We start from the raw sequence: 20989 nt of genomic DNA, 5'->3' as shown, positions 1-20989 counted from the left end.
CGATGAAAGCTAGCTTCGTCTCATCCTCAGCCGTTTCAGAAGCGATGCGCTATTCGCTGATGAAAACGCAGGCAGCTCTGGCGAAGGCACAGAAGGAGCAGACAACCGGCTTCTTCGCCGACAAGGGCCAGGCGCTCGGAGCTCGCAGCTCGCAGTCCGTAACCTTCAACCGCGAACTGGAACGCATCAACGGAATAGTAGATTCCAACACCCGGGCCGCTGCGCGACTGTCATCTACGCAGATCGCGCTGAGCCAGGTCTCGGATACGGCGCAGAATTTCCTTTCGCTGCTTGCCACCGTTATCTCCGGCAACGCCATGCCTCACGTGGTCACCAACGGCGCGAAGCACGTGCTGGCCAGCCTTGACGCCATGTTCAATACCAGCATGGACGGCGAATATCTGTTCGCCGGGATCAACACCGACGTGAGGCCGCTCAACGATTTGCAGGATCCTGCCACGAACGGCAAGATTGCCTTCGATGATGCCTTCTTCAACCGCTTCGGCTTTACCGCGAGCGACCCGGCCGCCAGTTCAATAACGGCAGCCGACATGGACGACTTTCTGACCAATATCGTCGAACCTCAGTTTTTGGGAGCAGGCTGGCAAAACTGGTCCAACGCTTCGGACCAGGTCATCGTCAGTCGCATTTCCCTTAACGACACCACCGAGACCTCTGTCAGCGCTAATGGGGCTGCCCCGCGCAAGCTTGCCATGGCGGCGACGCTGATGAACGAGCTAATGACGGGGAACCTCAATACTGCCGCGAGCAAAGCCCTTGTTGAGCGTTCATTTGCACTGGTCGGAGAGGCGATCAGCGACCTTGTCAAGCAGCGCAGTGAGGTCGGCATCGCCGAAAAGCGCGTCGCCGATGCGAGCGACCGACTGGAGCAGCAAAGTACCCTGATCCAGAAGCACATTCTGGCGACCGAGGGCGTGGACCCCTACGAGGCCGCGGCACGGGTTTCCGATCTGCTATCTCATATCGAGACCGCCTACGCGATTACCGCGCGTATCCAGCAGCTCAGCCTGCTGCGATACCTGAGCTGATCGGGAACACGATGTACCAATTCTCCTACGCAGACGTCCAGGCCGACTCCGCCGCAGACGCCAAGGATCGCGAGAAGCAGCTTCTCAGCCGCTCGATCGACTTGCTGACGGCTGCGCGCGAAGCTGGCGCAAATACGATGCAGGCAATCGAAGCACTGCGGTTCACCAATCGCTTGTGGACGACCTTCATCGAGGACCTCGGCAGCCCGGACAATGCGCTTCCGAAGGAACTGCGCGCGAATCTCATTTCGATTGGGCTGTGGCTGCTGCGCGAGGCTGAAGAGGTGCGCCAGGGCCGCTCCGACAATTTCGATGGTCTGATCGAGGTTTCGCAGATTATCCGCGACGGCATTCAATGAAGACTGCATTGAAAATCTCGCTCAAGCCGAACGAGAAGATCTACATCAACGGCGCGGTTATCAAGGTTGACCGCAAAGTCACGCTTGAATTGCTGAACGACGTGCAGTTCCTGCTGGAAAGCCATGTGCTTCAGCCCGAGCAGGCCACGACCCCGCTGCGACAGCTCTATTTCATGATCCAGATCATGTTGATGGAGCCCGCGGGCGCCGCACAGGCCTATGAATTGTTTCGCCAGTCCTTGCCCAGGCTCCTGGAGGGTTTCGAAGACGAGGAGGTGCGGACAACGCTTAAGCAGATCGACCGCATGGTTGGCGAGGACCGCGTCTATGATGCGCTGAAGGCGCTGCGTTCGCTTTATCGCCTTGAAGAAAAGGCGCTTGCCCCCAACCACAGCGCGACACCGCAACCACAGGCCGCGGCCGTAGGAGAACGATACTGATGAGCATGACCATCGGAGCAACCACCTCGGCAACTAGCCAAGCTGCAATCCCGACGTCCAAGACGGCGGTGGACTACCAGTCGTTCCTGCGCCTGCTGGTGGCCGAGATGAGGAACCAGGATCCGACCAACCCCATGGATTCGACCCAGTATGTCGCTCAGCTGGCGTCGTTTTCGCAGGTTGAGCAGTCGGTCCAGATCAACAACAGGCTCGACCAGCTTCTGCAATCGCAGACATTGTCCCAGGCCGATGCACTGATCGGCCGGGTCATCACCTCCGCCGACGGCAAGGTGAGCGGTGAGGTTGCCGAAGTCCGCCTGTTCTCGGACGGCATCATCGCAGTTCTCAAGGATGGCGGCGAAATCGTCGTGGGCCCTGGCGTCAGCGTCAAGTCGAGCGAAGCGTGAACGAGGCCGATGCCCTCGATATCGTCCAGTTTGCGATCTGGACCGTGCTTACGGCGGCCGGTCCGGCCGTCGCAGCAGCCATGATCGTCGGCGTTGGAATTGCACTGATCCAGGCGCTGACACAAATCCAAGAAATCACGCTTACCTTCGTTCCGAAGATCGTCGCCATCATGCTGGTGGTGGCGTTCACTGCACCCTTCATCGGTGCGCAGATCTCCTCCTTCACCAATGTGATTTTCCAGCGCATCGAGAACGGCTTCTGAAGACCCGGCCGGGGCGCGTCACAGGCCTGGTTCAGCTAAGGCAAGGGCATAGCATCGAGCCGTAGCCGCCCTCCCCTTCCCCGGTGTCCTGATCGGCGCAATTTGCGCCCGCCCTCTTCTCCCATGTTCGCGCAAGCTTGGCTCGCTAGGCTGCCGATAGCCGGTGTGCACGTCTAACGCACGCAGGATGACGTATGGAGATGCACGTGGCCCTCGCAGAAACATTGCCGACCGGAACCGCCTCCAGGAGTGGCCGCGACGTTTTCTTCGCCTTGGGCATTGTCGTCATCCTGGCGGTGCTGTTTCTTCCGATACCGGCGTTCCTGATCGACGTCGGCCTTGCCTTCTCCATCGCGCTCTCGGTGTTGATCCTGATGGTGGCGCTGTGGATCCAGCGGCCGCTGGACTTCTCCTCCTTTCCGACCATCCTGCTCATCGCCACGATGCTGCGCCTGTCGCTGAACATCGCCACGACGCGCATGATTCTGTCGGAAGGCAATGTCGGCACCCATGCCGCCGGCTATGTCATCAGCGGCTTCTCCCAGCTCGTCATGAGCGGCGATTTTGCGATCGGCTTGATCGTCTTCCTGATCCTGGTCATCGTGAACTTTATCGTCATCACCAAGGGCGCGACCCGTATCGCCGAGGTGGGGGCGCGCTTCACGCTGGACGCCATTCCCGGCAAGCAGATGTCGATCGACGCCGACCTTTCCGCCGGCGTGATCGATGACAAGACGGCGCAGCTGCGTCGCCGCGAACTGGAGGAGGAAAGCTCCTTCTTCGGCTCGATGGACGGTGCTTCGAAATTCGTGCGTGGCGACGCTATCGCCGGCCTGATCATCACGGCGATCAACATCGTCGGCGGCATCGCCATCGGCTATTTCCGCCACGGCATGGACATCGGCAAAGCCTCGGACATCTTTGTGAAACTGTCGGTGGGCGATGGTCTGGTCACCCAGATTCCGGCGCTGATCGTCTCGCTCGCGGCCGGTCTCCTCGTTTCGAAGGGCGGCACGCGCGGCTCGGCCAACCAGGCGGTGTTCGGGCAGCTCGGCGCACACCCGCGCGCGCTCTACGTCGCCGCGTTGCTTCTGGTGGTGTTGGGGCTTATGCCCGGGCTGCCAATGCTGCCCTTTGTTGCCCTGGCCGGGGCCATGGCTGCGCTTGGCTATATCGTTCCTCGCCGCCAGGAGCAGCGCGCCGCCGAGGTCAAGGCTGCTGAAAAGGAAGAGCAGGAGAAGAAGGCGGAGGAGGAGCGAAACTCGGTGAAGGCTTCGCTGAAGACCGCTGAGATCGAACTGCTCATCGGCAAGCAGCTCTCCACCAAACTGCTTCTCTCGCATCAGGAACTGGCCTTCCGCATGGGCAAGATGCGCAAGAAGTTCGCCCAGCAATATGGTTTCGTCGTGCCCGAGGTGCGCCTGACCGACGATCTCAGCATCCCAAGCAAGAGCTACCAGATCAAGATCCACGGCACCGTCGTGGCAGAGCACCAGATGCGCGTGGGCGAGGTCATGGTTCTGCTGGGCCAGCGCGAGATCCCCGACATCCCGGGCGAAGAAGTGCGCGAACCCGCCTTCGGCATGCGCGCCTTCTCGGTGCCGGACATGTTCATCGAAGACCTGAAGCGCGAGCAGTTCACCTTTGCCGACAACATGTCGGTGCTGCTCACCCACCTCAGCGAGGTGATCCGCAACAACCTGCCGCAGCTTCTCTCCTACAAGGACATGAAGGCGCTGCTGGAGCGTCAAGACCCCGAATACCGCAAGCTGGCCGACGAGATCTGCACCTCGCATATCTCCTATCCGGGCCTGCAGGCGGTGCTGAAGCTGCTGCTGGCCGAGCGCGTTTCCATCCGCAACCTGCACCTCATCATCGAGGCTATCGCCGAGATCGCGCCTCATGTACGCCGCACGGAGCAGATCGTGGAACATGTGCGCGTGCGCATGGCCCAGCAGATCTGCGGCGATCTCAGCGAGGGCGGCGTGCTCAAGGTGCTTCGCCTGGGCAACCGCTGGGACCTTGCCTTCCACCAGAGCCTCAAGCGCGACGCCAAGGGCGAGGTTCGCGAGTTCGACATCGATCCGCGCCAGCTCGAGGAATTCGGCCAGGAAGCCAGCAACGTCATTCGCAAACACATGGAAGCGGGCGAGCGCTTCGTCATCGTCACGGCGCCGGATTCCCGCCCCTATGTGCGCATGATCATCGAGCGGCTGTTCTCGACCCTGCCCGTCCTTTCGCATGTCGAGATCGCCAAGGGCGTCGAAATTCGGGTGCTCGGAACCATTTCGTGACCGTCGCACCCGAAACCGTCGTACTTGCGGCCTTCCTGGCCTTCTGTCGCATCGGCGGGTGCTTCCTGTTCATGCCCGGACTTTCGAGCGTTCGCGTACCCATCCAGATCAGGCTGTTCGTGGCGATGGCCGCCACCGGCGCCCTGCTTGTCCACCTGTGGGACCACATCGTCCCTTTCGTAGACAAGCGCCCGCAGGTGCTGGCGCCCATGATCGTTTCAGAGCTGTTGATAGGCGGCGTCATCGGTGGATTGGCGCGCCTCTATGTCATGGCGCTGCACTTCATCGGTTCGGCCATGGCGATGCTGGTCGGCTATGGCGGCATGGGGGGAACGGCCGTCGAAGAGGCCGAGCCGCAGGCGGCGCTGGCAACGATCATCTCGTTTTCAGCCCTGATGCTGCTGTTTGTCTTCGACTTTCACCACGAGATCATCAAGGCTCTGGTGACGTCCTACGACGTCGCCCCCCTCGACGCGTTCTTCAATCCGCGTGCCGCGCTGGTCGACGTGACCGACACGCTTTCAGAGAGCTTTCTTCTCGTGTTGCGACTGGGCAGCCCCTTCGTCGCATATGCAGTTCTGGTCAACCTGACCATAGGCTTCGTCAATAAGCTGGTGCCGCAGATCCCGATCTACTTCATCTCGATGCCCTTCGTCATCGCCGGCGGCCTGATCATTTTCTACTTCGGGGTCGGTACCCTGCTCACCCTCTTTGCGGATGGCTTCCTCTCAACCACGATCGGGAGATGAGCCGATGACCTCGCGCATGGAACGACTGCGAAAGCTCGTGAAGGTCCAGTCGCAATTGAAGGCGATGCATGAGACACGCCATGCCGGGTTCATCGCTGAAGCGCTGGCGGCACAGAACGAGGCGACTGAACTGACGGTGCGGTTCGACGCCGAGGATTCGCTATCCGGCATATTTCCGGAAATCTACCATCAGCGCATCGACAAGGCTCGAATGCGCCAGTTGGAACAGCAGCAACTGGCCAGGGACGAGGCCGCAAAGGTAGCAACCGCGACCGCCCGCACCAACATGGTCGAGCGGGCCTATCGCGATGCTCTCCAGTGGGAGGAACGGCTGACGGCCGACCGCGAGAGGCTGGAGATGGTGGAGCGCAAGGCTTCCGAGGACCGGTAAGGTTGCCACAAGCTTATTGGGCCATGATCCAGCCACGAAATTGAAAGGACAGCTTTTCTTGGCGATCTCTCCCCCGAGCGACATTGTCTTGGACGTTGCACGTGCAGTCGAGCCGTCGGGCATCGAGGCGGCGCGCGCCGAGCTGGCGAAGCGCGCCAACGCTGCGGGCGGCAGTGCAGTGGCGGCGTTTTCGGTGGGCGAGACAGAAGGGCATGCCAGCTTTGCACGGGCAGCCACGGAAACCACGTCGCCGGATGCCTTCAAGCGCTTCGAAGCGATGGTCTTGCAGACCTTCGTCCAGAACATGCTGCCGAAGGACGCCGAGAACGTCTACGGCAAGGGCGTAGCCGGCGACATGTGGAAGTCGATGATGGCCGAGCGGCTGGCAAACGTCATGGCCGAGCGGGGTGGTATCGGGATCGCCGATCGCGTTCTCGGCGGCCACTATATGGAAGGGGAACGGAAGGTTGCTGTCGGGCCGGTCTCCGGAGGGCCTGGAAAGGCGGAAACCGACGAACAGACCAGCCTTTCGACGGCGCTGGTTCAGGATTTGCAGCGCAAGATGGTGCGCGACTTGGTCGGCGATGAAGCCGCGGTCGCCGCCAAGACCAAGCTTTAAAAATTACGGGACAGACCATCATGATGGATGAGAATCCGATTGCCGAGAATTTGCCGGTGCCATCTTCGACGCCTACTGCCGCACCTACTGCCCTGCTCGGCAACTTGTCGGCCATAATCGGTCGCATCTCGGATGCCCTGGAAGAAGAGACTGCAGCGATCCGCGCAGGCGGCGTGTTCGATATCCGCGCCTCCAGCGCGCGCAAGAGCCGGTATCTTTACGAGTTGACCCGCGCCACCAAGGGCGTGGACGAGCCCGAGATCGTGGCCGAGCACCGGGAAGGCCTGGAGCAGCTGCGCGAAAGGCTGGCGGTAAACGAATCCGTCATCCGCGCGCATATGAGCGCCGTGAGCGAAGTGGCAAAGCTCATGCAGGATGTCATCAAGCGCGCCGAAGCCGACGGCACCTACTCGGAAGGTGAGTTCGGGTGGGCCCGCTGATAAAATTCGCCGGCGCGGCGGTCTGGATCTGCATCGCTACGCTCGGGGCGGTGTTCCTTTCGTTCCAGTTTTCCAGCGCCAATACAGCAGACCCGAATGCCCTGCCGCCGCTGCTTGGCGGCCTGGACTATATCAAGACCGACGTGATCTCCGTTCCGGTCTTCAACAAGGCCAGCATCGATGGCTATTTCCTGGCTCGGCTCGTCTACACGGCCGATCCCAAGGAGTTGAAGAAGCTCACGATCCCTGCCCAATCGCTGATCGTCGACGAGGTCTACACCTATCTCTACGCCAATCCGCAGATCGACTTCTCGAAGCGGGAAAATTTCGATCTCGATGCATTCAGGCACGGGGTGCGCGACAGCATCAATGCCCGAGTGGGCGAGAAGATGATCGACGAGGTCATCATCGAGCAGATCGATTTCCTGCCTCGGGATGAGACGCGCGACAGGAGCAACCGCCGTCGCGAACTCCTGCGGCCGGCGCCCGCCACCGAGTGAGGCGAGCCAAAGCCCCCAAGTTGACGTTTACGTCAACAGGAGGCTATACGATGTTCACCTCAGCCTCCAAACGGAGGCCGGCATCGTCGCGCAGGCTTCAAAGCCGCGCACCTCAGGGACAAGGGAGCACTGTGATGAGCGTTCAAGCTGTTGTCGAAAAGATCAGGGACCGCGTCGAGAGCTCCGGCTTCGGACGTTCGGTGAAATTCGACACGGGCGCCGACGGCGTGATCGTGATCGACGGATCCACCATCTCGACCACCGACGCGCCCACCGACTGCACGATCAAGCTCAGCCTCGACGATCTGGAGTCGATGATCAGCGGCGATCTGAGCCCGACGACAGCATTCATGACCGGGAAGCTCTCGGTGGAAGGCGACATGTCCGTTGCCATGGCGCTCAGCCAGATCATCTGATCGCAACGTATTTAGCTAGCAAAAGCCCGGCGCTTGATGTTGCGCCGGGCTTTTCGCGCTGTGGTGTCGGCGCGGGATTCCTTCACGCCACCAGCGTTGTCCGCGACGGCTTCAGCCGGCGGCCGGCGGCCTTCAGCACGCCGGCGGCGCCATCCAGCGCCCCCTCGGCAAGCTCCAGCGCCAGAAGGCGATGCCGCTCATAGGGCCCCGGCATCGCAAGCGCGCCGGTCTTGTCGGCCGAGAAGCCGAAGCGTGCATAATAAGGCGCGTCGCCCACCAGCAGGATTGCCCGGTGGCCGAGCCCGCCCGCTTCGGCAATTGCATGACGCATAAGGGCAGAGCCGATGCCGGCTCCCATAAGCGACGGTTCTACGGCAAGCGGACCGAGCAGCAGCGCGTCGCACCCGCCCTCCCCCGACGCCACATCCCAGAGCCGCACGGTGCCGACCACTGCTCCGGCCGGATCGCGCGCAACGAAGGCCAGCCCCGCCGAAGGCAGGCGGCCACGGCGCAGCTTTTCCGAAGACTTGCGGCGCCGCAGCACGCCCATGGCGCGGTCGAGCAGCGCCTCGCGCGCGCCGATGTCGGACGGGGTTTCGGCGGTTATGGTGAAGGCCGCGCAACTGCCAATCTCCCCCCTTGTGGGGGAGATCAGCAGCGGCATGGCCGCGCCAAATTTCTCAACGATCTGTTCCATTTCCGCGATCCTTCACAAGCGGAGTTTTTCCACGAGCGAACCCTCCGCCGGCACGCGCATGGCCACGAAGCCGCTTCGGCTTCGGGGCCATGCGCCAACAAAAACGACGCCGGCGGGCAGGATGATCTGGCGGCCGCCGGGCACCTGCGAACAGGTCCCCGTCACGAGCCGTCAGATCACGTAGGATCGGAGAGGCTCGAAGCCGTTGAAGGCGACGGCCGAGTAGGTCGTCGTGTAGGCACCGGTGCCCTCAATCAGCACCTCGTCGCCGATGGTCAGCGAAATCGGCAGCGGATAGGGCGCCTTCTCGTAGAGCACGTCGGCCGAGTCGCAGGTCGGGCCGGCGAGCACGCAAGGCTCCGCCACATCGCCGTCGCGCGGGGTGACGATGGGGTAGCGGATCGCCTCGTCCATCGTCTCGGCGAGACCGCCGAACTTGCCGATGTCGAGATAGACCCAGCGCACATTGTCGTTGTCGGCCTTCTTGGAAATCAGCACGACTTCCGACTTGATGACGCCGGCATTGCCCACCATGCCACGGCCCGGCTCGATGATGGTTTCCGGAATGCGGTTGCCGAAATGCTTGCTCAGCGCCTCGAAGATCGCCTCGCCGTAAGCCTGGGCGGTGGGCACGTCCTTCAGGTAGCGCGTGGGGAAGCCACCGCCCATGTTGACCATGCGCAGCGTGATCCCTTCCTGCGCCAGCGCCGAGAAGACGGCCCTGGCGTCGGCCAGTGCACGGTCCCAGGCAACCAGGTCGGTCTGCTGCGAGCCGACATGGAACGACACGCCATAGGCATCGAGACCCAACAGCCTGGCATGACGCAGAACATCAACCGCCATCGCCGGCACGCAGCCGAACTTGCGCGACAGCGGCCACTCCGCACCTTCGCCATCGGTCAGCACGCGGCAGAAGACGCGGGCGCCGGGAGCGGCGCGGGCGATCTTCTCGACCTCCTCGACGCAGTCCACGGCGAAGAGGCGGATGCCGAGCGCATGGGCGCGCGCAATGTCGCGCTCCTTCTTGATGGTGTTGCCATAGGAGATGCGATCGGCCGTGGCACCCGCGCTCAGCGCCATCTCGATCTCGGCCACCGAAGCGGTGTCGAAACACGAGCCGAGCGACGCGAGCAGGCGCAGGATCTCCGGCGCGGGGTTGGCCTTCACCGCGTAGTAGATTTTGGAATTGGGCAGAGCCTTCTCGAAGGCATGATAGTTGTCGCGCACGACTTCAAGGTCCAGAACCAGGCACGGGCCGTCGGGACGTCGGGTGGCGAGGAAATCGAGGATGCGCTGGGTGGCCATGGGTCTCTCCTTGGCGCGGGTTTTCCCCACGCGAAAACGAAGCTGCGGCGCGATCCCCTTCGGTCGCTGATGCCGCTATGGACAAAGGCATGAATGCGAGTCGACGAACCGGGCGGTGGAGACCCCGGAACGAAAAAACGCTTTCACGCGGCGATGAGCTCGTGCCTTGCGGCATCTGCTCGCTTTGTCTGCCTTGGCTTGGATTGGGAGACCCGTTCCGCACTGCCGGCAATGAAGGTGTGCCTCTTCAGTAACCCCGATCTATGGACGATCGGCAGACACCAGAAAGGCCCGCACCGTCGTTGCTTCAAGGCGTCCTCGGTTAGGCGGTTGGCCACTTAACCGACCGGGCTCGTTACTTCCCGGGTACCGTCCCGATTACCTCGCCATTCGAGGGTCGGGGGACGCCCACAGGCACGTGCGACTTTGGGCAAGCGCGCATATAGGGTCAGGGTCCGTCACAATCAACAAAAATCTTAAGGGCGCTTGTAAAAAGCCGATCACCGAACGAAGCTGCGCGAAAGTGGATGATTTGTGGAACAATGATCGACATGCGCGATCGTCTCAATGCGTTTCTGGACCTGCCGCAAGTGGCTGTTCCCAATGCAAAATCGGGCCCCTTGACCGGGCTTGGCGTCGGCGTGAAGGATATTTTCGACGTGGCCGGTTATCCAACCGGCTGCGGCAATCCCGACCGGCTGGCCGCGGCCCGGCCGGCGGAGAAAACGGCGCCCGCCATACAGATGTTTCTGGATGCCGGCGCGCATTTCCTCGGCAAGACCCAGACCGACGAATTCGCCTTCTCGCTGATGGGGCAGAATGCGCACTATCCGCGCCCGGTGAATTCGGCGGCGCCTGATCGTGTCACCGGCGGCTCGTCGTCCGGCTCGGCCGCGGCGGTGGCGGGAGGATTGGCAGATATTGCGACGGGATCCGACACCGGCGGCTCCATCCGCGCGCCGGCGAGTTTTTGCGGCCTGATCGGCCTGCGCACCACCCACGGCAGCATATCGCTGGAAGGCACTGCACCGCTGGCGCCCTCGCTCGACACGTTCGGCTGGTTCGCCAAGGACATCGAAGTCTATGAGGCGGTGGCGAAAGTGCTGTTAGGCACCGCACCCTCCCCCCTGCGCGAAGGCAAGTTGCTCCGCCTCGCGATGCTGGACGAGCTCGTCTTCGGACCTGCGGAAGGTGCCGAATACCGCCGCATGCTGGGTACCGTAGCCGACGCGCTCGGCGAGGTGGAAACGGCGCCGCCGCTTGGCCAGAGTTCCGACGACCTCTACTGGTGTTTTAGAAAAATCCAGGCGCGCGAGGGATGGGAAAGTCAGGGCCGCTGGATCGAGACGCACCCGGGCAGCCTCGACAAAAGCGTTGAGGACAGGTTCCGGTTCGGCCAGACGGTGGACGATTCCGCGCTGGCGCAGGCACGGGAATTCCGCGCGGCCTTCCGCGAGGAGCTGGGCACGCTGCTCGGTGAAGACGGTTATCTCGTTCTACCGACGGTTCCAGGTGCTGCACCGCTGCAAGCGGAGACGCCGGACAATCTGCTCGCCTATCGCGAGCGGGCATTGCGGCTTCTCTGTCTTTCCGGCCTGTCGGGCTTCCCGCAGATTTCGCTGCCGCTGGGAAAAGTGGACGGCGCACCGTTCGGGATTTCGCTGCTCGGCCCGGCGCACAGCGACCTTCAGCTGATCGCGCTCGGTCGGCGCATTCTTGAAACGGCCGGCAAGGACTGAATTTATGGACACGCTTACCCGCATGCGCGCCTTCATCGACGTGGTCGAGGCGGAGGGCTTTTCGGCCGCAGCCCGCAAGATCGGCCGCTCGAAGGCGCTGCTTTCCAAATATGTGCGCGAGCTTGAGGACGAACTGGGCGCGCTGCTGCTCAACCGTACCACGCGCCAGTTTTCGCTGACAGAGGCCGGGCACACCTATTATCGCCGCGCCACCGAGATCATCCGCGAGGTGGACAGCCTGGCCGATGACGTGCGCGAATCTTCCGGAGACGTACGCGGGCGCATAAAGCTATCCGCGCCGCGCACCTTTGCCGATGCTCCCATAGGCCAGTGCCTGATCGACTTCGCCAAGGCGCATCCCGACATCGTGCTCGACATCCAACTCGATGATCGCTTCGTGGATCTCGTGGAAGAAGGTTTCGACCTTGCAATCCGCATTTCGCGGCTCGAAAGCTCCTCGCTGATTGCGCGCCGCCTGGCGCCGTTCTCGGTCAGGGTCTGCGGCTCGCCGGAACTCATAGAGAAGCATGGCCGCCCCGGACGTCCACAGGATCTGGCCGGCATGCCCTGCATCATCGACACCAACGGCCGCTGGCTCTCGAACTGGCCATTCCTGGGCGACAATGGCGAGACCATCACCGTCTCGGTCTCCGGGCAGATGGAGGTCAACAGTCCGCTTGCGACCCGCGCGGCCGCGCTTGCAGGGCTGGGCTTTGCCATTCTGCCCGATTTCATTGCGGCCGCCGATATAGAGGGCGGGCGCCTGGTGCCTTTACTGGATGACCACATTCTGCCCGGCGGCGGCATCTTTGCGGTCTATCCGCACCGCCGCTACTTGCCGGCAAAGGTTCGGGTGCTCGTAGATTTCCTCGCGCAATGGTTCAAGGCGCGGGACCAGGGCTGAGGTCCCAATTTCGCCCCCTTTCTGATAACCCCTCCCTTAGTCTCGAATCTCGACAGGAACACCGACGGTGATGCAGCCAAAAATGAGAGCGGCAATCCTGGCCTCGGCCGCTGCGGTATTGCTGGGTTCGACGGTTCCTGCCCGGGTCCATCCGCACGTCTTTGCGGAGGCGCGGCTGGACGTGATGGTCGACCCCGACCTGAGGGTGAAGTCGCTGCGCCATGTGTGGCGTTTCGACGAACTGTTTTCCTCAACCGTGCTGATGGAGTTCGACAAGAATTCCGACCTCAAGCTGGATGACGAGGAACTCAAGGACGTCGCCGACACCGTCTTCCAGTCGCTCGCAGAATACGACTATTTCCAGTTCGTCACGGCCGACGGAAAGAACATGGAAATGAAGGCCCCTGTGCAGCTGATGGCCTATTTCGAGCAGGAGCAGCTCATAATCCTGTTCGAATCCGAACCCAAGGAACCGCTGCAACTATCGGGAAATATCAATTTCGGCGTCTACGACCCGACCTTCTACACCGCAATCGACTTCGTCGAAGACGAAAACATGGCGGTCGAGAACTTGCCGGCAAGCTGCACGCGCAGCGTTATTCGTCCCGATCCGGATGAAGCGCTCGCTCAGAACCAGGCGACACTCACAGAAGCATTCTTCAACGATCCCGCCGGCACCAACCTGAGCAAGATTTTCGCGACCCGCCTGGAACTCAACTGCAAACCCCAAGGATAGAGCCGTGAACAAGACGACCGGACGCATGCTGCTTGCCGCCCTGGCGGCGGCCTGTGTTCTCGCCCAGCTTGCCTCGCAAGCGCACGCCCAGAGCTCCCTGGGCATCGGAGCCAACGAAGCAACGATCCCTTCAACCGGCATGTTCGGCGGCCTGATGAACTGGATCAACGTCCAGCAGCAGAGCTTTTACCGCGCCTTGACAGGTGCGCTGAAGGCAATGCGCCAGGACGGCAGTCAGATCTGGGTCCTGGTCGGCCTTTCCTTCGCCTATGGCATCTTCCATGCTGCCGGACCGGGACACGGCAAGGCGGTCATTTCCTCATACATGCTGGCCAACGAAGTGGCGCTGCGGCGCGGCGTGATGCTGTCCTTCATCTCGGCATTTCTTCAGGCGGGCACCGCAATCGTCATGATGGCATTGCTGTTCCTGCTGTTGCGCGGCACGTCGATCACCATGACAAACGCCACGTGGTTCCTTGAGGTGGCGAGCTACCTGCTGATCACCCTTTTCGGCGCATGGCTGCTCTGGCAGAAGGCGTGGCCGCGTCTGCGCGGTCTGGTTGGTGCCAATCCTGTTCACAGCCTGTCGGCGGCGCATGGGCATTCCCATGCACACCACCATCACGGCCATGCTTGCGGTGACACGCATCACGATCACCATCACGGTCCAGACACGGCGTGCTCGACCTGCGGGCACTCGCACGCGCCGGACCCGACGATGATCTCGGGCGCCGACTTCAACTGGAAGACCGCCTGGTCGGCCGTGGCCGCGGTAGGCCTGCGCCCCTGCTCGGGTGCGCTGATCGTGCTGACCTTCGCCTTCCTCAATGGCCTGTGGGTCGGCGGCGTATTCTCGGTGCTTGCCATGGCCTTGGGCACGGCCATAACCGTATCGGCCCTGGCCATCATGGCAGTTATCGCCAAGAACTGGGCCGTGGCCCTTGCCGGCGACGGGCGGGCAGGAAACCGTGTCCATGCGGCAATCGAGATCGCCGGGGCCGGGTTCGTGTTCGTTCTTGGTATTCTGCTTCTGACGGCAAGCCTCGCCACCTGAGAACGGAGCGGCGCACACTGGCTGCAGCCATCGCTCGAAGGGCCGCGGGTACTTGCCGCGCTAGCCCCATGGCATTTCCTCCAGCAAAAAAATCGCCCTGGCGATGGCAACCAGGGCGAAATCACGGGAGTAACTGACAGGCGATTAGTAAGCGGGATTCTTGGTCTGGCTGCTCTGCGGGGTCTTCTTGTGGTGCTTCTTGTGCGTCGACTTCTTGTGATGTTTCTTCGCCTTCATCGGTGCCTGCGTATTGGTTTCCGTCTGGGCGCTCGTGCCGGCAGCGTTCGCGCTGGTGGCGGTGAACATCGGGGCTGAGAACGCCAGGGCAACGGTCAGGCCGAGGGCGGAGATGAGAGTCTTGCTGATGGTCATGGTCGTATCCTTTTGACGGAGGGCCAGGGTTAAAGTTCGGCCGGTCAGGGTTCGGTCGGCTGAACTCCGAGCATCTTCAATGCGGTGGCATAGGCGCGTATGCCCTGTGCCTGCCGCTTGCCGGCGCAGAATCTGGCGGCTTTCTTTTGAAGGGCTCTCGCCTCGGCGGCCCGTTTAGCCTCGGCGTGCTCGGCGATCGCGTGGGCGAATTGCTGCTGCAGCCTGTTGCACTGTTCGATCCTTGGGGTCGTCCCTTTCGCAACGGACTGGCCGGCGGCAACGCCAAGCGACAGCGCGGCGAGCAGGACGATCGTCGAACTGTTCACGCATTTGCGCATTGGCGTTCCCCGAACCAGGTGACTGAAGCAACGGGGACTTTATGACGGGCCGGCGTGTCTCGCGTTTTTCCGGTTTGCAGTGTTTTGTATCTGGATTGTAACAACGAGGCTCCCGCACCTGCCGCTGGCCAATCCTTGCGACCGGACTTATTTTTCCAGCGCGGTCATCGCGATGCTCAAGCAGGGAACAGGAATTTGAAAACCGACGCCCATATCCTGATCGTCGACGACGACAAGGAGATCCGCGACCTGCTGCAGGAATATTTCCAGAAGCACGGATTGCGGGTATCGGCAGCACGCGACGAGGACGAGATGCAGGCGGCCCTGCGGCGAAGCCCCGTCGACCTGATCATCCTCGACGTGATGCTGCCGGGCAAAGGCGGGCTGGACATCTGCCGCGAGCTACGAGTTCATTCTAAGGTGCCGATCATCATGCTGACGGCCGTCACGGAGACCATCGACCGCATCGTCGGCCTGGAGATGGGCGCCGACGACTACGTGCCCAAGCCTTTTGACCCGCGCGAGCTGCTGGCGCGCACCCGCGCGGTGCTGCGCCGGCGCAGCGAGCCTGGCGGCGCCTACCGGCCCATGGAGCAGATATTCAGGTTTGCCGGCTGGACACTGGACGCTGCCCGCCGACGGCTGCTGAACCCGGACGAGGTGCGCATAGAGTTGACCACCGCCGAGTTCAATCTGCTGTTGACGCTCGCCAAGAGTGCGCAGCGCGTGCTCAGCCGCGAGCAGCTCGTGGAGCTGTCCAACCAGAACGGCGACTACAGCTATGATCGCAGCGTCGACATCCTGGTCAGCCGCTTGCGACGCAAGATGGAGGATGATCCCCGCTCGCCCAAGCTCATCCAGACGGTGCGCGGCGGCGGCTACCAGTTCGTGCCGGAGGTCGTTGCCGAATGAGATGGCTTCTGCCGCGCTCGCTTCCCGCCTGGGTGCTGCTGATCCTCATCGCCGGCCTGCTGGCCATACAGGTCCTGACGCTTTCAATCGTGGCGCGCGAACGCGTGGCTTCCAACAACATCCAGGACCTGCTCCGGCTCAACGAACGCTCTCTGGCGCTGGTCAAGCTGATGTATGCGGCCTCGCCGGAGCAGCGAAAGAACATTGCGGCTGAACTGTCGGCGCCGCCCTACGGGCTTACCGTTTCCGATGAAGCCGCGATCACCTCCTCCATCCCGACGGACGACGAGATGGCGGAGATGGAGGACATCATCGTCGGGCGCCTGTCGAAATACGGCGTGGAGGATGCGCGTGTCCGCCGCGAATCCCCCATCAGCGAGGGAAATGCGAATGCCGGCGCCGCAGCCACCAGAGACGACGTGGGCAGCGTCGAGCGAGAACTCCTCAACCTTGCGGCGGACTACACCAAGAGCGACACGCTCATAGCCTCGATCGAGTTCAAGGACGGGCAATGGATGAACTTCATCATGCCGTCCACGCCCCTCAGCCCGATCCTGACGGCGCAAAGCCTGCCGCTCTACGCCTCGGCGGCCGCGGCCGTGGTGCTGCTTTCGATGTGGGCGCTGCGCCGGCTAACCGCGCCCTATCGTGCCCTTGAAAGCGCCGTCGGGCATATCGGCGAAGACCTGAAGAGCCCTCCCCTGCCCGAGCGCGGCAGCAGCGAATACCGGTCCGCCGCGCGAGCGGTCAACGCCATGCAAGCGCGCCTGCGCGAATATGTCGAGGACAGGGAGCTTCTGGCCGCAGCGCTCGCGCACGACCTGCGCACGCCGCTGACACGCATTCGCCTGCGCATCGAATTGCTCGGCCAATCGCCGGTGAAGAAAGCGCTGATGCAGAACCTGGCAGACATCGAGACCATCACTGCCTCCGTGCTGGATTTCGCCAGTCAGAACGGCCACTCCGGCGATCTAGAGCGGATAGATTTCTGGTCCCTGGTCGACTCCATCGCCGATGAAAACCCCAACGTGGTCATGGATGAAACGGCTGCTCGTCAACGCGGCCTGATATGTCTCGGCCGAGCGGTGCCGCTGCGGCGCTGCATAACCAACCTGATCGAGAATGCCGTGAAATATGGCGGCTCGGCACGCCTGAGCGTTTCTCAAACCGAGAGCGAGATCGTGCTTTCGATCGACGATGATGGCCCGGGCATTCCGGATGCGGATATCGAAAGGGTCTTTCGGCCATTCACGCGCGTGGAAGCGTCGCGCAACCGCCAGACCGGCGGCTTCGGCCTGGGCCTGACCATTGCGCGCAACACCGCGCGCAGCTTCGGCGGCGACGTCACTCTCCGCAACCGGCCGGGCGGCGGTTTGCGCTCGGTGCTGGTCTTGCCGCGCGTCAGGGAACCAAGGCCGAAGGCAACCGCATGAGGTGGCCGTCGCCAGCTCAAGTCGCGGCTGTCAGTGCGGCTTGCGGCGCTGGCTGCGTGCCCGCAGCCAGAAAACGATGAAGAACCCCGCCACGAACAACACCGCGACGGCCCCGGCCGCGAGAGGCGAAACGCCGCCGACCGCCAGCATGATGTTGGGCAGGAAATAGGCGAGCAGGCCGAACACCAGCATGATCGCCGCCGCGGCGATCGCCGATTTGCGGTTGCCTGAATCCATCGTCATTTCCATTCTGTCAGTTTGCGCCGCCGCCCAGGATCAGGCGGCCAGCGTGGAGCGAAAATCTTCCAGCCGCTGCTTCTGCCGACCCTCGGCATCGAAATTAGCCGGATCGAGCCAGTTCTCATAGGCGCGTTTCAGCGCAGGCCATTCGCCGTCAATGACAGAATACCACGCCGTGTCGCGGTTCTTACCCTTCACGACCAGGTGCTGGCGGAAGATGCCCTCGAACTTGAAGCCGAAGCGCTCGGCCGCCCGCTTTGACGGCAGGTTGGCATTGTTGCACTTCCACTCGTAGCGGCGATAGCCGAGCGTATCGAAAGCATATTGCATGAACAGGAATTGCGCCTCGGTTGCCGCCGGCTTGCGCGAGATCAGCGGGCCCCAATAGATGTTGCCGATCTCGATGACACCATTGGCCGGATCGATGCGCATGAGCGTCTGGCGGCCGGCAATCTGGCCGCTCGCCTTGTCGATGACGGTGAAATAGAGCGGGTCCTCGCTTGCGGTCGCCTTGTCCAGCCAGGGCTGGAAGCCTTCGCGGGTCTCCGGCGGATATTCCGGCAGCCAGCGGAAACGATCGCCCGCATCCGGCACCGACGACGCCACAAACAGCCCATCGCCGTGCCGGACCGCATCGAGCGGCTCCAGCCGCACATAACGCCCCTCCAAAACCTCGCGCTGCGGGCGCGGCCGCGGCTGCCAGTTTGCCAGGTCCGTCGTCATCCTATCGTCCCCATGTGATTGCTTTTCTCAGCCGAAAGCCTCACAAAAACGCATTCAGTTCAAAAGAACCAGACGGGCCGCGAAACATGCTCCAAACGATTGCCGCCTTCGACCGCCTCGGCGAGGAAAACGCTTTTGCCGTTCTGGCCCGCGCCACCCAGCTTGCTCATGAAGGACGCGACATCGTCAATCTCGGCATCGGCCAGCCGGATTTCCGCACGCCGGACCACATCGTGGAGGCGGCGATCAAGGCACTGCGCGATGGCCATCACGGCTATACGCCGGCAAACGGCCTGCTTGCCACCCGCGAGGCGGTGGTGCGGCGCACGCTCGCAACTACCGGCGTCGAGGTTTCGCCCGAGAGCGTGATGATAATGCCCGGCGGCAAGCCGACCATGTTTGCGGCTATCATGATGTTCGGCGAGCCGGGCACCGAAATCCTCTACCCCGATCCGGGCTTTCCGATTTACCGCTCGATGATCGAGTTTACCGGTGCCACTCCGGTGCCGGTGCCTATGCGCGAGGTCAACGGCTTTGCGTTCTCGGCGGAGGAAACGCTGTCGCTGATCACGCCGAAGACGCGGCTGTTGATTCTCAACTCGCCGGCCAATCCTACCGGCGGCGTCACCCCGCGCGCCGAGATCGAGAAGCTGGTGAAGGGGCTGGAGGCGCATCCGCATGTCGCGATCCTCTCCGACGAGATCTACGACGTCATGACCTATGACGGCGAGACGCACTGCTCGCTGCTGAAGTTTCCCGAAATCCGCGACCGGCTGATCGTGCTGAACGGCTGGTCCAAGACCTGGGCAATGACCGGCTGGCGCATGGGCTGGTCGATCTGGCCGAACGGTGAGAAAGGCGCGCATCTCTACGACAAGGTGCGCAAGCTGGCGGTCAACTGCTGGTCCTGCGTCAACGCGCCGAGCCAGTTTTCGGGCATCGCGGCCGTCGATGGTCCGCAGGACGACGTGGAAAAGATGATGCGCGCCTTCGACAAGCGCCGCAAGGTTGTGGTCGAGGGGCTGAATGCGCTGCCCGGCATTTCCTGCATCACGCCCAAGGGTGCCTTCTATGCCTTCCCCAACATTGCCGGCACAGGCTGGAAATCCAAGAAACTGGCGAGCGCGCTGCTGGAAGAAGCCGGCGTGGCGCTGATCGGCGGTCCGGATTTCGGCGTGCTCGGCGAAGGCTATATCCGCCTTTCCTACGCCAATTCGGAAGAAAACATCCTGCGCGCGCTGGAAAGGATCGGCGACTTCCTCTCACGCGACAGCGTCAGCGCCGCGCGGGGCTGACCGCCGTTTTCATGGAAGAAGCGGCGCAGTACTATTGGCTGGGGAACGCAGCGGCGAAAGCCGGCAGGGCTTCTGCTCTGGAAGAGATTTCCGCCAGTTTCGGCGTCTTGGAGAGGTCCACACCCCAGCGCCGCGCATTGTAGACCTGCGGCACGAGGCAGATATCCGCCATCGTCACGCTGTCGCCATGGCAGAACGCGCCGGTCTCCGGCGCCTCAAGCATTCTCTCCAGCGCCATGAAGCCCTTGCCGATGAAGTGCTGCGACCAGCTTTCCGTCGTGATCGCGCCATTCGACTGTTCGGAAGCATATTTGCCGACGGAAAGGTTGCAGACCGGGTGGATCTCCATCGCAACCGCATACGAGAGCGCGCGCACTCTTGCACGACCGATCGGATCCTTCGGCAGAAACCCGGCGTTTCGCGTCTCATCGAGATATTCGAGAATCGCCAGCGACTGGGTGAAGGAATGGCCGTCGATCTCCAGCGTCGGCACAAGGCCCTGCGGATTGCGGGCCAGATTCGCGGCGCCGCGATGTTCCCCCTCAAGCAGGTTGACCGTCACTTTCTCATAAGGCTCGCCAAGGAGCCCGAGAGCGATGCGCAGCCTGTAGGAAGCAGACGAGCGCCAATAGTCGTAAAGCGTGGTCATTTCGAATCATCCATCATCCGGGAGAGTGCGGCCCTGAAGGCCGCCGCATCGCCGCCAAGCTGCTCCAGCAATTTCTGCTGGAACTGGTTGGCCAGCGGAATCAGTTTCATCATCAACGCCCGGCCCGCAGGCGTCAGGCTCAATTCAACCAGGCGCCGGTCACGCGGGTTCACCTTCTTGACCAGCAGGCCCTCGGCCTCGAGCCGATCGGAAGCACGGCTGACCTTTGGCTTGTCCAGGTCGGTGCGCAGGTGGATTTCGCGTACACTGACGGCCTCGGCCTTCAGGAGATGCGCCATGATGCGCCACTCGGGGACCGTAAGTCCCGCTTCAGCAGAATAGATTTCCGAAAATGCCTTGCTCGCCCGGCCAGCAACGACGGCGAGCTGGTAAGGCAGGAAATTGTCCAGATCAAAATTGCTATCGGTCTGCATTTGCATTCAACCCTCGAAAAATAGTCGCGCCAATTGCTGTAAAAATCACTTCGAATTTCCCCAAGGAAATCAGACATCTCGGCGCGAGACAATTCCATTTCAGCGGGCCACTTGACATCGTTGTAAACGCAACGATATCTCTGATCAAGCGAATTGCACGCTCGACGGCTCGAAAACGACCGTTTCCGGCAACTCATATTGGAAGGCGTTGAAGATGACAGTTCCCCTACC

The 20989-nt window shown here is 62.2% G+C and carries 27 protein-coding genes; 19 read left to right on the top strand and 8 right to left on the bottom strand.

From position 1 onward, the window contains the following. Nucleotides 1-2 precede the first annotated feature (2 nt). The 12 genes from AC3A4H_RS17365 (at nt 3) to AC3A4H_RS17310 (ending at nt 7927) form a co-directional block, all read left to right on the top strand. Entirely contained in the window at nt 3-1049 is a 1047-nt protein-coding gene (locus tag AC3A4H_RS17365; RefSeq protein WP_348780936.1) for a flagellar hook-associated family protein, read from the top strand. A gap of 11 nt (nt 1050-1060) precedes the next feature. Further along, a complete protein-coding gene (gene flaF / locus AC3A4H_RS17360) occupies nt 1061-1408 on the top strand; it encodes a flagellar biosynthesis regulator FlaF (protein WP_348780935.1) in 348 nt (115 codons plus the stop codon). Next, nucleotides 1405-1848: a flagellar biosynthesis repressor FlbT gene (gene flbT / locus AC3A4H_RS17355; protein ID WP_487767809.1), complete on the top strand. Its 444-nt coding sequence runs from the start codon at nt 1405-1407 to the stop codon at nt 1846-1848. Before flaF ends, flbT begins: the two co-directional genes overlap by 4 nt. Nucleotides 1849-1853: 5 nt before the next feature. Next, on the top strand, nt 1854-2255 hold the full coding sequence (flgD, locus tag AC3A4H_RS17350) for a flagellar hook assembly protein FlgD (RefSeq protein WP_487767877.1): 402 nt from the start codon (nt 1854-1856) through the stop codon (nt 2253-2255). Then, nucleotides 2252-2518: a flagellar biosynthesis protein FliQ gene (gene fliQ / locus AC3A4H_RS17345; RefSeq protein ID WP_348780932.1), complete on the top strand. Its 267-nt coding sequence runs from the start codon at nt 2252-2254 to the stop codon at nt 2516-2518. The genes flgD and fliQ overlap by 4 nt, the downstream gene beginning before the upstream one ends. Before the next feature lie 200 nt (nt 2519-2718). Continuing rightward, on the top strand, nt 2719-4812 hold the full coding sequence (flhA, locus tag AC3A4H_RS17340) for a flagellar biosynthesis protein FlhA (RefSeq protein WP_487767876.1): 2094 nt from the start codon (nt 2719-2721) through the stop codon (nt 4810-4812). Further along, a complete protein-coding gene (gene fliR / locus AC3A4H_RS17335) occupies nt 4809-5561 on the top strand; it encodes a flagellar biosynthetic protein FliR (protein WP_487767808.1) in 753 nt (250 codons plus the stop codon). Before flhA ends, fliR begins: the two co-directional genes overlap by 4 nt. Nucleotides 5562-5565: 4 nt before the next feature. After that, nucleotides 5566-5952: a hypothetical protein gene (locus tag AC3A4H_RS17330; RefSeq protein WP_487767807.1), complete on the top strand. Its 387-nt coding sequence runs from the start codon at nt 5566-5568 to the stop codon at nt 5950-5952. Between the two features lie 88 nt (nt 5953-6040). Beyond that, nucleotides 6041-6571 carry a rod-binding protein gene (locus AC3A4H_RS17325; RefSeq protein WP_348780929.1) on the top strand — a complete coding sequence of 177 codons (531 nt, stop codon included), beginning with the start codon at nt 6041-6043 and terminating at the stop codon, nt 6569-6571. Between the two features lie 20 nt (nt 6572-6591). Further along, nucleotides 6592-7011 (top strand): hypothetical protein, encoded by a 420-nt coding sequence (locus tag AC3A4H_RS17320; protein ID WP_487767806.1) that lies wholly within the window; start codon nt 6592-6594, stop codon nt 7009-7011. Beyond that, on the top strand, nt 6999-7511 hold the full coding sequence (locus tag AC3A4H_RS17315; RefSeq protein ID WP_487767805.1) for a hypothetical protein: 513 nt from the start codon (nt 6999-7001) through the stop codon (nt 7509-7511). Before AC3A4H_RS17320 ends, AC3A4H_RS17315 begins: the two co-directional genes overlap by 13 nt. Before the next feature lie 134 nt (nt 7512-7645). Next, nucleotides 7646-7927 (top strand): SCP2 sterol-binding domain-containing protein, encoded by a 282-nt coding sequence (locus AC3A4H_RS17310; protein ID WP_487767804.1) that lies wholly within the window; start codon nt 7646-7648, stop codon nt 7925-7927. An 82-nt stretch (nt 7928-8009) separates the two neighbouring features. Here the strand turns inward: AC3A4H_RS17310 and AC3A4H_RS17305 are convergent, their stop codons facing one another. Together AC3A4H_RS17305 and odc2 are read right to left on the bottom strand one after the other, a co-directional pair. Further along, complete coding sequence (locus tag AC3A4H_RS17305; protein ID WP_487767875.1) at nt 8010-8591, bottom strand: GNAT family N-acetyltransferase; 582 nt, start codon at nt 8589-8591, stop codon at nt 8010-8012. A gap of 204 nt (nt 8592-8795) precedes the next feature. Continuing rightward, nucleotides 8796-9929 carry an ornithine/lysine decarboxylase gene (gene odc2, locus AC3A4H_RS17300; RefSeq protein ID WP_487767803.1) on the bottom strand — a complete coding sequence of 378 codons (1134 nt, stop codon included), beginning with the start codon at nt 9927-9929 and terminating at the stop codon, nt 8796-8798. A gap of 542 nt (nt 9930-10471) precedes the next feature. Here odc2 and AC3A4H_RS17295 point away from each other — a divergent pair. The 4 genes from AC3A4H_RS17295 to AC3A4H_RS17280 all read left to right on the top strand — a co-directional run bounded on the left by AC3A4H_RS17295 (nt 10472) and on the right by AC3A4H_RS17280 (nt 14362). Next, nucleotides 10472-11668 (top strand): amidase, encoded by a 1197-nt coding sequence (locus tag AC3A4H_RS17295; protein WP_487767802.1) that lies wholly within the window; start codon nt 10472-10474, stop codon nt 11666-11668. Between the two features lie 4 nt (nt 11669-11672). Beyond that, nucleotides 11673-12572: a LysR family transcriptional regulator gene (locus tag AC3A4H_RS17290; protein ID WP_487767801.1), complete on the top strand. Its 900-nt coding sequence runs from the start codon at nt 11673-11675 to the stop codon at nt 12570-12572. 70 nt (nt 12573-12642) lie between these two features. Next, nucleotides 12643-13308 carry a DUF1007 family protein gene (locus tag AC3A4H_RS17285; RefSeq protein WP_487767874.1) on the top strand — a complete coding sequence of 222 codons (666 nt, stop codon included), beginning with the start codon at nt 12643-12645 and terminating at the stop codon, nt 13306-13308. A gap of 4 nt (nt 13309-13312) precedes the next feature. Then, nucleotides 13313-14362 carry a nickel/cobalt transporter gene (locus AC3A4H_RS17280; protein WP_487767800.1) on the top strand — a complete coding sequence of 350 codons (1050 nt, stop codon included), beginning with the start codon at nt 13313-13315 and terminating at the stop codon, nt 14360-14362. A gap of 144 nt (nt 14363-14506) precedes the next feature. Here AC3A4H_RS17280 and AC3A4H_RS17275 read toward each other — a convergent pair whose 3' ends face one another. Both AC3A4H_RS17275 and AC3A4H_RS17270 read right to left on the bottom strand, forming a co-directional pair. Continuing rightward, complete coding sequence (locus AC3A4H_RS17275) at nt 14507-14734, bottom strand: hypothetical protein (RefSeq protein ID WP_348780922.1); 228 nt, start codon at nt 14732-14734, stop codon at nt 14507-14509. Nucleotides 14735-14778: 44 nt separating this feature from the next. Further along, complete coding sequence (locus tag AC3A4H_RS17270; RefSeq protein WP_487767799.1) at nt 14779-15072, bottom strand: hypothetical protein; 294 nt, start codon at nt 15070-15072, stop codon at nt 14779-14781. A 195-nt stretch (nt 15073-15267) separates the two neighbouring features. Between AC3A4H_RS17270 and AC3A4H_RS17265 the strand changes: the two genes are divergently transcribed. After that, entirely contained in the window at nt 15268-15984 is a 717-nt protein-coding gene (locus tag AC3A4H_RS17265; protein WP_487767798.1) for a response regulator, read from the top strand. Then, complete coding sequence (locus tag AC3A4H_RS17260) at nt 15981-17417, top strand: ATP-binding protein (protein WP_487767797.1); 1437 nt, start codon at nt 15981-15983, stop codon at nt 17415-17417. Before AC3A4H_RS17265 ends, AC3A4H_RS17260 begins: the two co-directional genes overlap by 4 nt. A gap of 30 nt (nt 17418-17447) precedes the next feature. Here the strand turns inward: AC3A4H_RS17260 and AC3A4H_RS17255 are convergent, their stop codons facing one another. Both AC3A4H_RS17255 and AC3A4H_RS17250 read right to left on the bottom strand, forming a co-directional pair. Further along, the gene (locus AC3A4H_RS17255) at nt 17448-17654 is read right to left on the bottom strand and encodes a hypothetical protein (protein ID WP_487767796.1); all 207 of its coding nucleotides are present in this window, start codon (nt 17652-17654) and stop codon (nt 17448-17450) included. Nucleotides 17655-17693: 39 nt separating this feature from the next. Then, nucleotides 17694-18380 (bottom strand): GNAT family N-acetyltransferase, encoded by a 687-nt coding sequence (locus AC3A4H_RS17250; protein WP_487767795.1) that lies wholly within the window; start codon nt 18378-18380, stop codon nt 17694-17696. 86 nt (nt 18381-18466) lie between these two features. Between AC3A4H_RS17250 and AC3A4H_RS17245 the strand changes: the two genes are divergently transcribed. Further along, the gene (locus AC3A4H_RS17245) at nt 18467-19675 is read left to right on the top strand and encodes a pyridoxal phosphate-dependent aminotransferase (protein ID WP_487767794.1); all 1209 of its coding nucleotides are present in this window, start codon (nt 18467-18469) and stop codon (nt 19673-19675) included. Between the two features lie 31 nt (nt 19676-19706). Here AC3A4H_RS17245 and maiA read toward each other — a convergent pair whose 3' ends face one another. Together maiA and AC3A4H_RS17235 are read right to left on the bottom strand one after the other, a co-directional pair. After that, a complete protein-coding gene (gene maiA / locus AC3A4H_RS17240; RefSeq protein WP_487767793.1) occupies nt 19707-20324 on the bottom strand; it encodes a maleylacetoacetate isomerase in 618 nt (205 codons plus the stop codon). Beyond that, the gene (locus AC3A4H_RS17235; RefSeq protein ID WP_487767792.1) at nt 20321-20764 is read right to left on the bottom strand and encodes a MarR family winged helix-turn-helix transcriptional regulator; all 444 of its coding nucleotides are present in this window, start codon (nt 20762-20764) and stop codon (nt 20321-20323) included. The genes maiA and AC3A4H_RS17235 overlap by 4 nt, the downstream gene beginning before the upstream one ends. Nucleotides 20765-20989 lie beyond the last annotated feature (225 nt).

It is taken from the genome of Pseudaminobacter sp. Soil_N_29 (genome assembly GCF_057656055.1).
The sequence above is the reverse complement of the archived record's forward strand: the minus strand, read 5'-3'. Positions and strand labels throughout refer to the sequence as shown.

What these genes read in the sequence shown, in the direction of transcription:
- AC3A4H_RS17365 (WP_348780936.1), top strand. Translation starts at nt 3, where the DNA reads ATGAAAGCTAGCTTCGTCTCATCCTCAGCCGTTTCAGAAGCGATGCGC.
- flaF (WP_348780935.1), top strand. Translation starts at nt 1,061, where the DNA reads ATGTACCAATTCTCCTACGCAGACGTCCAGGCCGACTCCGCCGCAGAC.
- flbT (WP_487767809.1), top strand. Translation starts at nt 1,405, where the DNA reads ATGAAGACTGCATTGAAAATCTCGCTCAAGCCGAACGAGAAGATCTAC.
- flgD (WP_487767877.1), top strand. Translation starts at nt 1,854, where the DNA reads ATGACCATCGGAGCAACCACCTCGGCAACTAGCCAAGCTGCAATCCCG.
- flhA (WP_487767876.1), top strand. Translation starts at nt 2,719, where the DNA reads ATGCACGTGGCCCTCGCAGAAACATTGCCGACCGGAACCGCCTCCAGG.
- AC3A4H_RS17330 (WP_487767807.1), top strand. Translation starts at nt 5,566, where the DNA reads ATGACCTCGCGCATGGAACGACTGCGAAAGCTCGTGAAGGTCCAGTCG.
- AC3A4H_RS17320 (WP_487767806.1), top strand. Translation starts at nt 6,592, where the DNA reads ATGATGGATGAGAATCCGATTGCCGAGAATTTGCCGGTGCCATCTTCG.
- AC3A4H_RS17310 (WP_487767804.1), top strand. Translation starts at nt 7,646, where the DNA reads ATGAGCGTTCAAGCTGTTGTCGAAAAGATCAGGGACCGCGTCGAGAGC.
- AC3A4H_RS17305 (WP_487767875.1), bottom strand. Translation starts at nt 8,591, where the DNA reads ATGCCGCTGCTGATCTCCCCCACAAGGGGGGAGATTGGCAGTTGCGCG.
- odc2 (WP_487767803.1), bottom strand. Translation starts at nt 9,929, where the DNA reads ATGGCCACCCAGCGCATCCTCGATTTCCTCGCCACCCGACGTCCCGAC.
- AC3A4H_RS17295 (WP_487767802.1), top strand. Translation starts at nt 10,472, where the DNA reads ATGATCGACATGCGCGATCGTCTCAATGCGTTTCTGGACCTGCCGCAA.
- AC3A4H_RS17290 (WP_487767801.1), top strand. Translation starts at nt 11,673, where the DNA reads ATGGACACGCTTACCCGCATGCGCGCCTTCATCGACGTGGTCGAGGCG.
- AC3A4H_RS17285 (WP_487767874.1), top strand. Translation starts at nt 12,643, where the DNA reads ATGCAGCCAAAAATGAGAGCGGCAATCCTGGCCTCGGCCGCTGCGGTA.
- AC3A4H_RS17275 (WP_348780922.1), bottom strand. Translation starts at nt 14,734, where the DNA reads ATGACCATCAGCAAGACTCTCATCTCCGCCCTCGGCCTGACCGTTGCC.
- AC3A4H_RS17270 (WP_487767799.1), bottom strand. Translation starts at nt 15,072, where the DNA reads ATGCGCAAATGCGTGAACAGTTCGACGATCGTCCTGCTCGCCGCGCTG.
- AC3A4H_RS17260 (WP_487767797.1), top strand. Translation starts at nt 15,981, where the DNA reads ATGAGATGGCTTCTGCCGCGCTCGCTTCCCGCCTGGGTGCTGCTGATC.
- AC3A4H_RS17255 (WP_487767796.1), bottom strand. Translation starts at nt 17,654, where the DNA reads ATGGATTCAGGCAACCGCAAATCGGCGATCGCCGCGGCGGCGATCATG.
- AC3A4H_RS17250 (WP_487767795.1), bottom strand. Translation starts at nt 18,380, where the DNA reads ATGACGACGGACCTGGCAAACTGGCAGCCGCGGCCGCGCCCGCAGCGC.
- AC3A4H_RS17245 (WP_487767794.1), top strand. Translation starts at nt 18,467, where the DNA reads ATGCTCCAAACGATTGCCGCCTTCGACCGCCTCGGCGAGGAAAACGCT.
- maiA (WP_487767793.1), bottom strand. Translation starts at nt 20,324, where the DNA reads ATGACCACGCTTTACGACTATTGGCGCTCGTCTGCTTCCTACAGGCTG.
- AC3A4H_RS17235 (WP_487767792.1), bottom strand. Translation starts at nt 20,764, where the DNA reads ATGCAAATGCAGACCGATAGCAATTTTGATCTGGACAATTTCCTGCCT.